Here is a 13,300-nt window from a genome sequence, read left to right as displayed (position 1 = left end):
ATTCTCCGCGTGTGCAGCTGTGCCGGCCATTGCCATGCAGGTTACCGCAGCCGGCACGATTACAGCACCGGTCACTAGGCTACGGCGATGATGGGTCAACCGGCGGCCCTGTAGCGAGCCGTGGCTCGGCACGTTCATCGCCATGGAACCGGCGTTATGTTGGATCGGATGGGTTTTCGAACGCGCCATCATGTTCTCCGGTTACCAACAGGCTGAGTACAAAGTTGAAACATCGAATTGGCTGCACGAAATATGAAGTTAGGCCTGTTCAGATTGGAGATCCGCCTATAGCAGGCGATTGTTTGCCTAATATTTGAAAGCGACTACAATTCTGATGACGACGTCCGTGGCTGACTGGTCGGTTAAAACCGAGCGAAAAGGGCGGCGTCGTGGCAGCCGCTGTCCGTGCATTCGCGCGCGTCAGCTGTATTTCTCGTTCCAGCGTCAAGCTTGGGGCATTCTGGGACGCCATCGGGACGGTTGCTGCCGTCTTGACCGGCAGTGGGGGCAGGTTCGAATGGAACGTGGGATGCTGGAGCCGGACGGTTTGGTATTCGGTGATATCGTCTTGGACCGTACATGCCTGTTTGCTCATCGCAACGGTGAGCAGATTTGGTTCACGCGTAGCGAGCGCGCATTGCTTCTTGCGTTTTCCCGAAACCCGCACCGGCTGATGCAGCGCGCCCAGTTGTTGGACGCGATCGCGCTGACGCAAACCGATGCGTCAGACCGCAACGTCGATTTCCTAGTCAACCGCCTGCGTACCAAACTAGGTGACAGCGCAAGGGCTCCAAAATACATCGCCACGCAATATGGCGAGGGCTATGTCTGGATTGCAAAGAAGCAGCCCGCCATTGCACGAAATCTCAATCCTGCGCTGATCAGCGGACTTCTGGCGATAGCACCTGTCGTCCAGCCACAGGACGGTCGTCTTGCCAAGCGTGTAGACGCCGTGACCAAGAAGATGCGCGACATGATCGTCAGCCGGCTCGGCGTGGATGAGTCCGTAATAGTCTTGGCGCGTGAAGGGGGCTCGCCGCCGCCAGGGGTGCGCTACGACCTGAAAGTAAGCTTTCGGGACAATGGAGACCGGTTGGACTGCACCGCCACACTGCGGGAGGGGCCGTCACGGCGCATCATCCGCGCTTTCCGGCTTGAGCTCAGTGGCGTCACCCTCGCCTCAATGATGCCAGAGGTGGAACGCGCCTCGATCGGCATAGCCGAGGCGCTGCAGCGCAATCTTGCCGAGGCCTCTGAGGGACTTGGTATGCCGGTCGACCAACCGCTCGAAATCCGACTTCGCAAGGCATCGACCCTGCTGTCGGCTTCCAATCCTACATGGCTTGAGAAGGGGCAGGAATTGCGCGAAGCGCGGGCGCAAAATCCGACGAGCGCAGACCTTGCCCTGCAGTGGTGTCTGCATCTGTTTGCGCGTCTCGTCCTTACCAATCCGTTCACCGGCATCGATCCCGGCGACCGCGACGAGATCGAGAGCGAGATCGAAGCGACAGCGCTCGATTGCCTGCCATTCATCGAGACCAATCCACTGTTGATGTTGGCGGCTGCCAAGCTGCTGTACTTCGTCGATCGAGGCCACCTCGAGCTTGCCGAGGATCTCGCGGACCGGGCATATACCCGTGCCGCGGACTCCGCCGCTTTGCCGTTGCTAGGGCAGTTGCGTCAGGCGCGCGGCGACTTCGCCGCCGCAGTTGCATTCTTCGACCGCGGCATTGAACTGGCGGCGCCGGATTCCGAGCTGCATTTGTACATACGTGTTTTGAAATGCATTGCGCTGCTGGCAGCAGGAGACCGCAAGGCACTGAAGGCTGCGGCGGCCTTTTCCTATGAAAGCCCGCACAGCCCGCCTGATCTCAGCGCGATGGTCGCTGTGCTGGTTACGCCGCCAGATCAAAAGCTGCCTCAGGGGATAATCGACGTGCTGCAAGCCGCAGGTCCCGAAGGGGCGCGCAACGCGATCGCTTACACCTACATGACCTCGGCGCGCCACCTGACCTCGCCCCAGGCACGCTCCAACATTATGGAAGGCATCATCGCTCACCTGAGCGGATTGCACGGCACGGATGTTGCAAAGCCCTTCTCTCGGAAAGGATCTGATTAGTACAGATGACGGTTCCGCATGCAACGAAGTGATCCCGCTCCCTAGGACGGCGGGCATAAGAGTGACGGGGAGAACATTCCGAGATTCAAGTCAACAGTGGAAGTTGCGTTATCCTTGTTGGATCAACCCTGCCGACGCTAACTGGCCGCTCTTGAGGCTTAATGTGTCGATGGGCACTCGTTGTGTTGTCGAACTAGCCTGGAAAACTCCATGAGACGCAAGCCGCGTACCCGCGGCACTGTTTCTGCGTCTCTCCCCGGATCAAGCGGTACGAAATCCGTCATGAGCGCCTCCACCGCATATGCAGGAGGGGGTACGGGCGACCTGCGTCGTCGAAGTCGGAACTGCCCGTCACTTGAAAGCCCATCTTTTCGTAGAACAACCTTCCCGAGCTATTTTGCTCATTCACATCAACTGTCACCTCTTCGCGACCCGACAAGAACGCCTCAAGAAGAAGGCGGCCTACACCGTTCCCTATGCTCTCGGCATGAACAAACAATGCGTCAACGTTGTCTCCTGTCGTGCCCATGAACCCCTGCGGCACATCCTCTTCGCCAACTGCCACTACCAGCGCCGCCGCTGGTAGGTATGACTTCTCGACCATAACGCTAATCCCATGGAAATCTCTCTTGGAGAGGAAGCCGTGCGTTGCCAACACGGCGCTGCGCCAGATCTCGAAGTTGCGCGGCAAGTCTTTGCACGTTGCAGGTCTCAAGGTGAACATCGCTACCCTTTGAAGATGTGCAGGGCAGCGTACTGCAGCAACATGATCGTTTTGCCGTCGCGAATATGGCCATCGCGGATCATCCCAAGCGCCTCTTCGATTGTCGGCTCAAGCCGCTCAATGTCTTCCCCCTCCTCGGCGTTACCACCACCTTCAGAAACCTGATCAGCGAAGGAATAGGATCCGACGAAGAAGTGCAGCCGTTCTGTGACGGATCCGGGGCTCATGAAGGCATCGAACACCTGCCGGACATTGGTAACGCGATACCCCGTCTCCTCCTCCACTTCCGCCCGAATTCGATCCTCAGGGCTCGCATCATCGAGCAGGCCGGCCGGCGTCTCGATCAGCAGGTCGTCGTGGCCGTTGACAAAGGCCGGGTAGCGAAACTGCCTTGTGAGCAGGACCGTCCGACGATGCGGATCGTAGAGCAGGATGGTTGCGCCATTTCCGCGGTCGTACGTCTCCCTGCTCTGCCTCTGCCAGCTACCATCGCTCCTCAAATAGCTGAACGTCGTCTTCTTCAGAACGTACCAGTCATTCGAAAGGGTCGTCACGTCTTCGACCCGCACTTTGTGAGCAATCGCCATAGGTTTCTCCATTCAAATCAATGCACGATGTTGCACGGTAATCGATTTCGTGCAATGTACAGCATCAACAGGATAGGCATAACTATGCTCACTACGGAACGTAAGGCCCTGATCCTCGACACGCTCGGAAGGGAGGGCCGCGTTATTGCCAAGGAGTTCAGCGATAAGCTGAACCTGTCGGAGGACACGATCAGGCGCGATCTCCGTGAGCTGGCGGGCGAAGGTCTTCTGCAGCGCGTTCATGGAGGAGCCCTTCCGGCATCAAAGGCGCTTGCAGACCTCGCGATGCGAGGCAAGGTTTCTGTCAACGACAAGAGCGCCATCGCCAAAGCTGCCGCCGCTATGGTCAAGAAGGGGCATATCGTCTTTCTCGACGGGGGCACGACTGCAGTCGCCGTTGCTCGTGCGCTTCCGTTGGATCTCAGAGCCACAGTCGCCACGCACAGCCCAGATGTCGCAGTCGCGCTTCTCGACCATCCAAGCGTCGAGGTCGAGCTCATCGGCGGACGCATCTACAAGCATTCGAACGTGGCTGTTGGTGCTGTCGCAATGGAAGGCATCGCCAAGATCAAAGCCGACATCTACTTCATCGGCGTCACAGGCATTCATCCTGATCACGGGCTCACCACAGGAGACCGGGAAGAAGCCGCCATCAAACGGTCGATCAGCCGCCAGTCTGCCGAAACCATTGTTCTCGGGTCAGGCGAGAAGCTTGGTGCGGTTTCCGCCTATCATGTCATCGATCTAGATCAGGTAGACGGGATGATCATCGAGAAAAGCTGTAGATCGGACGCTATCGGTTCCATCAAAGAGCGGGGCATCTCTGTAGTTCACGCGGCAGGTTGAGCGCCGCTTCGGAGAAGAAGTCCATGCCGCAACCCTTCGGCAAGGCACGACTAGTGAAAGTTCCGGGCCTTAACTTTCAAGGTATCGATGTGCAGACCCTAGCGTAATTATCCCTCGCTTTCGGTATTCGCGTGTGACGATCACGAGTATCCCCACCCAACCGCCGAGGATGCGCGAACTCATCGCCGCGACTGCTCGGGCTCCGTGACTGCGTTTCAGTCGGCAAGCGCGGAAAGATCGTCCAGCTGTATGATGATAAACGTGACGCCGGCGCGCTTTGATCGCCTCGGCCCAGGTTATGATCTTAGGGTTCCAGAGGTCTTTGCGCAGGAAGGCGACTGGATGCCGCGCAGGGTAAGGCGCCTGATGCCTCAGCCTTTCTCTTGATCAAGAGTTTCCCCATTATTGACGTCAAGCGAAAAAGTGCCCTCAGGATGATTCAGTCCCAGAACTCCAAGCCTTGGCGAAAATCATGTTGAACGCGTGCTTTCCAATCGTGGATTGACAGCGATGCTATTCATGGATATTTATTATCCACGATTAGGAGATACAACATGAAACTGAGCGAAGGAGTAGAGCAGGCCATCCACTGCACGGCATTCCTGGCGGGGCTGTCCGACGACGGCGTCCTATCGGCGGCAGCACTGGCTGAACTCCACGGCGTTTCGACGAGCTACCTCTTGAAGCACCTGCAGGCGTTGTCCGGCGCAGGGATGGTCGCAACGACGCCGGGTCCGAAGGGTGGATATCGGCTGGCCAAGTCGCCGAAGGACATCAGCCTGCTCGACATCGTCCTCGCGGTCGAAGGACCGGCCCCGGCCTTCCGCTGCGCTGAGATCCGCCAGCGCGGGCCGAACCCTCTTCCGCAACGCTACTTTACCAAGCCCTGCCAGATCAACGCCGCGATGCTGAAGGCCGAGAAGGCCTATCGCGCAGAACTCGCCAAGGTATCCGTCGCGGACCTATTGGCGAACCTTGGTGCAGACGACGACGGCGGTATCGCGGCCCGTGGATGCGCCTTCCTCGAACTCCACGAACGTAAGACGGGCAATCGCGCCTCGTCATAGGAGAAAGCACCATGACCAAGATGAAGAAGGTCGTCGTCATCGGCGGCACAGGCCTGATCGGCTCGAAGGCTGTTAAACTGCTGCAGGACGCCGGCCACGAGGCCGTCACGGCAAGCTCCCGCAACGGCATCAACGCCTACACGGGCGAAGGACTGGCCGAAGTCCTCGCGGGCGCCGACGCCGTCATCGACGTGTCGAACATGATGTCCTTCGACAAGGCCATCATCACCGACTTCTTCGGCAAGTCGAGCCGGAACCTGACGATCGCCGAACGGGCTGCGGGCGTGCGCCATCACGTCGTCCTCTCGATCGTCAACGCGGACCACCTCGCCGCTAACCCATACATGGCCGGCAAAATCGCGCAAGAAGAGGCCGTCGCAGCATCGGGCCAGGCCTACACCATCGTGCGTGCGACGCAATTTCATGAGTTCATCGAGACGCTGGTGGGCACCTACTCAGCCGACGGCGCGGTGAAAGTGCCGGATATCGACTTCCAGCCGATCGCGGCCGACGAAGTCGCCGCTGCTTTGGTGGAAGCCGCGCTCGGCGAGCCGAAGGCCGGATCCGTCGATCTTGCCGGGCCTGAACGGGGACCGTTCGAATCCTTCATCGGGACCTATCTCGATGCCAAGGGCGACACTCGTCCGGTCAACGCCGACGCGGCCGTCGACTACTTCGGCGCTCCCGTTGTCACCGGCTCACTGGTTCCCGGCGGAGACTACATCAAGGGCGCGGTCACGATCGCCGAGTGGCTCAGAGCATAGGAAGGAAGAATTATGAAGACCATACTCTATGCCGCTACAGCACTTGCGGTCTCTCTGGCCACAGCGTCCGCTCATGACGTCGCCAAGCCTGGACTGGCGTGCGACACGAAGGACGCGAAGGTGACGCAGGTTTACGAGCATCCCCTCTCGGACGTTCCCGGCAAGAGCGTGAAGGGCGTCCTCGTCGAGTACGGCCCCGGCGGCTACAGTTCCGCTCATACGCATGCAAAATCCGCCTTGATCTACGCGACGGTTCTCGAAGGCGCGATCCTAAGCGCCGTGAACGGTGGCGACACGAAGACCTCATCGCCGGTCAGAACTTCACCGAGATGCCGGGCGACCGCCATGACGTCAGCGCCAACGCCAGCAAGACCGAGCCCGCGAAGCTCCTCGCCGTCTTCGTCGTCGACACCGATGACACCGCCCTGACGACGCAGCGCAAGCCGTAGCGGCACCTACCAGACCTACCACCTCAACTACCGCACAAGCAACGACGGTATCTCCGGCGAACGGAGAACCGTGTCACGAGAAAGGAAAACAATATGTCCCGCATGAACTGGTCCGAAGTCGCCCCCGACGGCGCAAAGGCGCTCTTCAGCGTCCATCACTACGTCACCAAGAAAACGAACCTGCCTGACGAGCTGATTCATCTCGTCTTCCTGCGCGTGTCGCAGATCAACGGCTGCGCCCATTGCATCGACATGCATAGTCGCGATCTGCGCAAGACGATGTCCGTCGATAAGATCACGCTTGTTCCGGTCTGGGACGAGGTGCCTCACCTGTTCAGCGAGCAGGAACGAGCAGCGCTGGCCTGGGCTGAAGAAGTCACGAATGTCAGCCAGACCCATGCCTCCGACGAGGCCTATGCCGCCGCCGCCACCGCATTCGAACCGAAGGATCTCGTCGATCTGACGATCACGATCGCTGCGATGAACGCGTTCAACCGCCTCGGGGCGCCGTTCCGGCTTCCGGTTGCGGCGAAGGCCTAACGCAATTTAACCTCGAACCCGCTGTCGGTCGACGAAGGACGACCGGCGTTCGCTTCATCACCTTATGACGCGCGCCCAAGCCCGGCGCTTATCGTTGGGAGCTGGCGAACAGCGTGGCGCTGCCCCGAATGATAATCTAAAGCTGAGAGCTGAGATTCTCCAGCAAAATGCTCGCCAGTCTCTTTTCTCTTGGTGGGATACGAACCACCGGCCCGTTGTTCGAGGGACAGAGCGATGATGTTCGAGACACTTAGTTTCTTAGGGCACATGCTCCGTGACCCTCTGCAGCGAACCAGCCCGGCTTGAGATGACCTTGCGAATTGCGCTCAGGATAGGATGCTTGATCCCGTCTTCGGCCAACTCTGCAAGAAGGATATCAGCCTCGCTCACAATCCTTTCCGCCATTTGGGCAAGGTCGCGAACAAGGATGCGCTGAGAAGATTTGGTTTCCGGCACAAGTGTCGCCCAATGCTTCAGCTGGATCGTGTCGGGCACATCGCGGCCGCCAATTTTCATGGCGAGCCTCTTTGACAAACGGGGATAAACGGCCGTGCAAACGACATCGTAGATCGGAGCCAGATCCGGGGTATCGGAGCCGTAAAGCAGGGCGTAGTTCTTGCCGTGGGCATCGGCGTTGCCCACGAGATAATGGAAGATCAGCATTCGAATGAACTGTAACCGATCCGCGACAGGTCTCGCACAGGCCTGGTCGATCAGCCCGAGAGACTGTTCTGTTCCCGGTCCGCCCTCAGCCTCGTACTTCAGCTCCGGCGGCACGCTAAGGGCCTGGCAGAAGTCTTCCTGGTGCAGCCGCTCAATGATGCCGTCTGCCGCCTTCGTCCGATCATAACGTTCAACCAGGAGAAAAGCGGTTGCTCCGCCCAGGCGTATCTCGACATGGGGTACCGGCAGCTTGAGACGGGCAGCCAGCCGCATACAAAAATACTCGTTCTCCACTGTGCCTTCCAACGCCTGGATGACTGGTTTCAAGATATGGGTCGTTGGTCGACCATCTCTCGCCAAGGAAATGGAATCTCCATCGACAATGACCGCCAGTTTATCCTGCGCGCCGGCGAGCGACAGGCGAATGCCCTCGTCTCCGCCAAGCAGAGGCCGAGTCCGCAGCCTGCTGAGAATTTCATCCAGACGTTCCGAAGTGAGAATTTCGGCTTGGGACTGGCCGGAGGGTTCGGGCGCCGTGCCGGTGGGATAGAGTGACAAAGCACCTGCGCATTCGCCCCCGATAACTTCCAGCAGTCCAAAAGCGTTCCCTGCCGAAAGGCCCAGCGCGCCAGCAAGGCGTTGCCGCGCGCCCTCGTCCGGCAACAGACCGGAGAAAAACGGGCGCACCACCCGATCACCAAAGGGTTCTTCTTGCAGGGGCATCGAGAACGATATCGCCCGCGATTGTTGGTCCAGGAGATACGCGCCATCATAGGTAAAAGTCAGCAGACCGTCTTCAAGCCGGCCGAGTACGCCGGCCTTGGTCTCGCGAAAATAGACGTTCAATACGCGGGTCATGATCGCAAACTCTGGCGCCGACCGACCGAAACAATAAGGCCTAGTCCGGCCAAGACTTGCATCGCACGGCCAATCTGGCAGCTCTCTTTTCCGGCCTCGAGCTCACGCAGAAAACGTACCCCAACGCCAATCACCCCGGCGAGCTGTTCCTGCGTTAAACCTTGCTGTTTGCGCTCGTGGCGGATCAGCGTGCCGAGACTCTTCGTATCTTTGATCTTTTCCATAATCACCCCCATCGGGATGATTATATTATCGGATGGCAGTAAGGGAAGTCAAAAGAACCGATCGGGATGATTTTATGATTATCGGCGCCAGCGAACCGAAATGGAACCGATCGGGATGGAACGACTACAGCGTAAGACTACCCTGGTGCTCACTGCTTGAAGCAGTTCTAACGGTGCCATCTCAGGAATTGGGGATGTGGCCGCTCGAAGACCCTGCCAGGCACGACCGCCCTTCCAGTCTTGTTGAGGATGCCATGAATGCTGACAGGATCATTCGCGGAGGCCTTGTGAGAACTCGGCGTTGTTCGCTCAGTTGTTTGCCATGGCGCGTGTTGGCGCCGTTCACCCGCTATCGCTTTGAGGGTCGCAGCACGCCGGTAACCGCGATGGCGCGCTTGATGTCGTAGGCCAGAATGCCAGGTTGGTTTGGTGGCGTCGTCCTGGAGCCCCGCATTCGGAAGTGGGTGGCGCCCATCCTGCCTTTTGTGGTGCCGAAGACTTGCTCGATGGTACAGCGGCGGATAGCCATTGCGTCTGGCATTCCATATGTCTTTGCTCCATGGCATCAAGCACCGCTTGGTGCTCCCATTGTCGGATGCGCTTCTCTTGCCGGCAGCACAGCGGGCGGGATGGACCTGACCGCAGGCTTTCTGGTTGAAAGTAGACACCGATGAGCTTGTGGCCTTCCACGCTGGCGAAGCGCTTCTGCGAAGGCGGTTGCATTCCTGACATTTCCGATCCTGCTGCCGGATGTCTGAAACTGTGTCAGTTCCTCCTGCAGACGGCGCTTTACCGCCTTGCCTCCGCCAGGGAGAGGGCGAAGTTGTCGAGGCGCACTCCGTCAATAATGCGGTCGACGATTGCGATCTCCCGACGCTGCGGAACGCCATCGGCGCCGACAATCTCACCCCAGACCTTCATCCTCACTTGAGCCATCACGAGTGTCCTTTCCGAAAAGGCCCCGACTACATGAAGGTTCTTACCCCCACATTTTTCCCGGTCCCGGCGGAACGGCGGCATTCTTACCATTAAATGCCAAAGGACATTGGCCAAGCGGACCGGCACACGCAACGATGATCTGGTCCGCATCCGTGTTGATCAGGAGATTGGCGTTATGCGTGACGATACTGACCTGACGCTTCGCTTTTGCCGCGACGAACAGGCTGACAAGCTCGTCGAAATCGACTTGGGATCGAGTTTCTTCCGGCTGATCGATGATCAGCATGGTGTCTCAATCCAGTTTTAGACGCCTGCGAAGATCGGCATTTTCGGCGCGAAGTTGCTCCGAGAGCTGCTTGCGCAGTCTCTGGTTTTCTTCCTCCAGCTGCAGAAGATCCGCAATCTCGTCGCTGGCCGCCGTCGTCTGTACAGCCTTCGGAGCACGCTTCTGATATGCACGTTTGGCACTTGCCGGGGCTTCCACCGCTTTCGCCTTGCGCCCTCTCTTCTGCGTGCCATTGTCCCAGTTCGAGGCAACGGTCGGTTCCGCCGGAGCATTGGCAGAACCTGACGCCGCCTCAGCAGCAGCTTTTTTGGCGCGCTGCCTACGCTGCTTTGGCGCAATGGGCGTTTCAACCACGACCGGCGCTTCGGCATCGGTCGTCGTATCGCTTTCGTCAGCTATGCCTATCTCCTGTGTCTTTGTTTCAGTTGTCGATGCACTTTGAGGCAGTGTCAATGAGGACAAGCCTTGTTCTGTCTCCTGGGGAGACACTCCTCATCAGACTTGCCGCCCTGTCCTTTGGCAGACGAGACTGGTGCCACCTCCTCTCCTAAAGCCCGCGCAACAGACTTTATATCCAGATCACCCCAGATCGAGTTGGGCTTGAGATTGGTTCTGCGCCGACCGGATTTATATTCGATGGCAAAACTGCGCTGGATCTTTTTCAATTTGAGAAGACCTTGGGAAATCCGTTGAATGTTTCAGCAACAAGCTGAAATCGAAAATAATTGCTAAGCTGGCAGAGCGATCTTGGAGGAGGAAAGCTACAAGGCCCGCTAGCATCTGATCCCATATGTGGACGGCCCCCTTCTCGCAAGATAATCGAGCAGCTTTTTGATCGGATCGCTTGCGATCATATGTCCCGCCTTCGCGTGCGGTCGCACATGACCGCGGGCCAAGATGGTTTCCGCAAAGCAAGTTCCTAACATCATGACGGCCGACAATGGCCGATGGGATCAACGGAGTGTCTTGCGTCTCGGATCGATCACACCACCTACTCACTTCCTGGCAAATCCGGTGTCGGCTCAGCACGGTAATGTCCCCGTGTTTGGCCAATCTCCATGCGGTGCGCGCCAGGCCGGGTGGCGCATTCGCTCTGCAGCTTTCGCCGCTCACCATCAGCTTCCAGGCGATGCGCGCGATCTTGTTCGCGAGCGCCACGGCGGCGAGCTTCGGTGGCCTGGGATGCCGCCCTGCCTGTAGAGCACCACATCCTTGTTGCGGTGGCGCGCGATCTGCACGAAGCCCATGGTAGCCAGAAGACCGTCGAGTTCCTCTGCCTCGGCTTCATTGGCCGCGAACTCGACGAACTCCACGCCCGTCGTGATGATGCGATCCGGCATCGTGGGTGTCGAGATCGCGATGTCCGGCTCCAGCCGCCACGACCAGGACATGCGCGGGATCGCACCGATAGCAATCTCGAACACATTAGCAGCACTGATAAGACTGCGCGGCATGATTTGTTTGTTTCCATCATGGAGTGCTTCTAAATTCATCGCGGAAAATGTGAGGTTACATCATGAAGCATCGGGGAAAATCCGCCGTCGTTACCGGTGCGGCGAACGGCATAGGGCTGGCCTGCGCGGTCCGGCTCGCCAATGAAGGCGCCAGCGTCATCTTGGCGGATGTGGATGTCGAGAAGGCCGAACAAGAGGCCCAGTCCCTGGTGGAACAGGGGTTCAAGGCGGCGGCGATACGGTGCGATGTGTCGAGCCGCGCCGACATCGTGGCGGCGATCGAGCTGGCAGAGTCCCATGGCGACGATCTGCACATCATGGTCAATAATGCCGGCTACTCCCTCAAGAAGGACGTGCTGGAGGTTGATGACGAGGACATGCATCGCCTGTTCAACGTGAACCTCATGGGTGCATTCTATGGCACCCAGGAGGCGGCGCGGCGGATGGTGAAACAGGGCGCCGGTTCGATCGTCAACATGTCGTCGATGCAGGCCGCCCTGGTCATTCCCGACCAGTTGCCCTACGGGGTCACCAAGGCGGGCATCAACCAGCTGACGCGGGTCAACGCCGTCGCACTCGCCCCCAAGGGCGTGCGAGTCAACGCAGTAGGCCCGGGAACCATCCTGACCGCTGCGAGCCAGCGGAGCGTACTGCAGAACGACGCCGCAAGGCGGAGTGTGCTGTCGCGCATTCCCATGGCGCGGCTGGGCCGGACCGAAGAGGTTGCGGGCGTCATCTCATTCCTTGCCAGCGACGACGCGTCTTACGTCACCGGCCAGGTGATCTATATCGACGGCGGCCGCAATTGCCTCAACCTGACCGTTCCGGTCAGCGAGGACTAATAGTCGGACGATACTATTGTAATCCGGCGTCTAAGCGCCGATGCTCTGACCGTCGCGCGGCAAACCTCTATGCACCGCGCGACTTTTTTTGCTTTTGAGATCCAACCTTCCTGATGGGGGCCCTCGGGCCTAATGGAAGGGAAAGCCATCCACGCTCGACACGCGCAGCTTTGCGCGGTGCCTGGCCGCTACAGGCAGGGACTCGATCGCCTCATTGCCGAGCAAAGTGGCCTCGTACAGCCCGGTACCATATTTCTGGATGTGGGTGCCAATCGCAGTGGCGCTGTTGATCGGCTGGACTAGCTCGACCCAGATTTTCTCTTCTTCGAACAGCACGGCAATGGTCCCTGCCCCATGGCGCGACGCAATGGCGGCAGGCCTTCCGAACACAGCTGACATCAGGGTCTTACTGCGCTCCAGGTCATCAGTGACACACGTCACGCCGCGCACGGCGCTGATGCCGTGCGGCTGGCGGATGTCATCCCCTAAGGGCGGCAGACGCCATTCGGTAGGCGTTTTCTCCTCGATGAGAAACGGCAGGACGGGGTCGAATGCTCCGACGCCGGGTTCGATCAGGTCGAGCTCCCAGGATTTGCCGACATTGGGCGCAGGCTTGCTCAGCGAGCGCCGCGGCAGTTCACGCCCCGTCTCCGACCGCAGCGCTTCGGTCTGCCGGCTGAAGTCGCTGGCATTGAGTGCGAAGTCGATCCAGCCGCTACCTTTCATCCAGCGCGGGGCAAACCGGTGCGTGCTGTCGCCGGAAAAGGCCAGAAGCTCGAGAAAGCTGCCGTCTGCGAACCGGACGAGACGGTTCTGCATCGGGCCGGCGGCATCGCCTCGGTCGAGCACATCGAAGCCGCAGTGACGGAAATCCGACTCCGCCTGCTCGAGGTTGATGACGCCGAGGACCAGATGATCGATTCTGGGGACAACCATGA

Annotated in this window: 11 protein-coding genes and 6 pseudogenes; 7 read left to right on the top strand and 10 right to left on the bottom strand. The window is 59.0% G+C overall.

Translation table 11 applies throughout. The annotated features are described in order from the left end of the window. Window positions 1-334: 334 nt before the first annotated feature. Window positions 335-2,119, top strand: coding sequence for a winged helix-turn-helix domain-containing protein (locus ICI42_RS22490; protein ID WP_188166853.1), 1,785 nt, complete (start codon window positions 335-337; stop codon window positions 2,117-2,119). 280 nt (window positions 2,120-2,399) lie between these two features. On the opposite strand, the gene ICI42_RS22485 is transcribed toward ICI42_RS22490, so the two are convergent. Together ICI42_RS22485 and ICI42_RS22480 are read right to left on the bottom strand one after the other, a co-directional pair. Beyond that, window positions 2,400-2,843, bottom strand: a complete 444-nt coding sequence (locus ICI42_RS22485; protein ID WP_188166852.1) for an acetyltransferase — start codon at window positions 2,841-2,843, stop codon at window positions 2,400-2,402. 2 nt (window positions 2,844-2,845) lie between these two features. After that, window positions 2,846-3,430: an NUDIX domain-containing protein gene (locus tag ICI42_RS22480; protein ID WP_188166851.1), complete on the bottom strand. Its 585-nt coding sequence runs from the start codon at window positions 3,428-3,430 to the stop codon at window positions 2,846-2,848. An 84-nt stretch (window positions 3,431-3,514) separates the two neighbouring features. On the opposite strand from ICI42_RS22480, the gene ICI42_RS22475 reads away from it, so the two are divergent. From ICI42_RS22475 to ICI42_RS22455, 5 genes and pseudogenes are all read left to right on the top strand, one after another. Next, window positions 3,515-4,276 (top strand): DeoR/GlpR family DNA-binding transcription regulator, encoded by a 762-nt coding sequence (locus ICI42_RS22475; protein WP_188166865.1) that lies wholly within the window; start codon window positions 3,515-3,517, stop codon window positions 4,274-4,276. Between the two features lie 554 nt (window positions 4,277-4,830). Continuing rightward, entirely contained in the window at window positions 4,831-5,343 is a 513-nt protein-coding gene (locus ICI42_RS22470) for an RrF2 family transcriptional regulator (protein WP_188166850.1), read from the top strand. 11 nt (window positions 5,344-5,354) lie between these two features. Continuing rightward, window positions 5,355-6,107 (top strand): SDR family oxidoreductase, encoded by a 753-nt coding sequence (locus tag ICI42_RS22465; RefSeq protein WP_188166849.1) that lies wholly within the window; start codon window positions 5,355-5,357, stop codon window positions 6,105-6,107. A 12-nt stretch (window positions 6,108-6,119) separates the two neighbouring features. After that, window positions 6,120-6,556: pseudogene (locus ICI42_RS23835) on the top strand (cupin domain-containing protein). A 93-nt stretch (window positions 6,557-6,649) separates the two neighbouring features. After that, a complete protein-coding gene (locus tag ICI42_RS22455) occupies window positions 6,650-7,096 on the top strand; it encodes a carboxymuconolactone decarboxylase family protein (protein ID WP_188166847.1) in 447 nt (148 codons plus the stop codon). 258 nt (window positions 7,097-7,354) lie between these two features. On the opposite strand, the gene ICI42_RS22450 is transcribed toward ICI42_RS22455, so the two are convergent. The 7 genes and pseudogenes from ICI42_RS22450 to ICI42_RS23820 form a co-directional block, all read right to left on the bottom strand. Next, on the bottom strand, window positions 7,355-8,617 hold the full coding sequence (locus tag ICI42_RS22450) for a type II toxin-antitoxin system HipA family toxin (protein ID WP_188166846.1): 1,263 nt from the start codon (window positions 8,615-8,617) through the stop codon (window positions 7,355-7,357). Beyond that, a complete protein-coding gene (locus ICI42_RS22445; protein WP_188166845.1) occupies window positions 8,614-8,841 on the bottom strand; it encodes a helix-turn-helix domain-containing protein in 228 nt (75 codons plus the stop codon). Before ICI42_RS22445 ends, ICI42_RS22450 begins: the two co-directional genes overlap by 4 nt. A 697-nt stretch (window positions 8,842-9,538) precedes the next feature. Further along, window positions 9,539-9,777, bottom strand: a pseudogene (locus ICI42_RS23825) (hypothetical protein); the annotation flags it as partial. Between the two features lie 118 nt (window positions 9,778-9,895). Then, window positions 9,896-10,072, bottom strand: a pseudogene (locus tag ICI42_RS22435) (AAA family ATPase); the annotation flags it as partial. Beyond that, window positions 10,073-10,731 (bottom strand): annotated as a pseudogene (locus ICI42_RS22430) (transcriptional regulator). It lies immediately after the preceding pseudogene. Between the two features lie 394 nt (window positions 10,732-11,125). After that, window positions 11,126-11,245, bottom strand: a pseudogene (locus ICI42_RS24295) (IS110 family transposase); the annotation flags it as partial. Window positions 11,246-11,307: 62 nt separating this feature from the next. Continuing rightward, a pseudogene (locus ICI42_RS23820) lies at window positions 11,308-11,406 on the bottom strand (hypothetical protein); the annotation flags it as partial. Between the two features lie 176 nt (window positions 11,407-11,582). Here ICI42_RS23820 and ICI42_RS22420 point away from each other — a divergent pair. Continuing rightward, window positions 11,583-12,362, top strand: coding sequence for an SDR family NAD(P)-dependent oxidoreductase (locus tag ICI42_RS22420; RefSeq protein WP_188166842.1), 780 nt, complete (start codon window positions 11,583-11,585; stop codon window positions 12,360-12,362). A 129-nt stretch (window positions 12,363-12,491) separates the two neighbouring features. Here ICI42_RS22420 and ICI42_RS22415 read toward each other — a convergent pair whose 3' ends face one another. Then, the gene (locus ICI42_RS22415) at window positions 12,492-13,298 is read right to left on the bottom strand and encodes a VOC family protein (protein ID WP_188166841.1); all 807 of its coding nucleotides are present in this window, start codon (window positions 13,296-13,298) and stop codon (window positions 12,492-12,494) included. Window positions 13,299-13,300 lie beyond the last annotated feature (2 nt).

Origin of the sequence: Oryzicola mucosus (assembly GCF_014534685.1) — a bacterium.
Classification (GTDB): Bacteria; Pseudomonadota; Alphaproteobacteria; order Rhizobiales; family Rhizobiaceae; genus Oryzicola; species Oryzicola mucosus.
The sequence above is the reverse complement of the archived record's forward strand: the minus strand, read 5'-3'. Positions and strand labels throughout refer to the sequence as shown.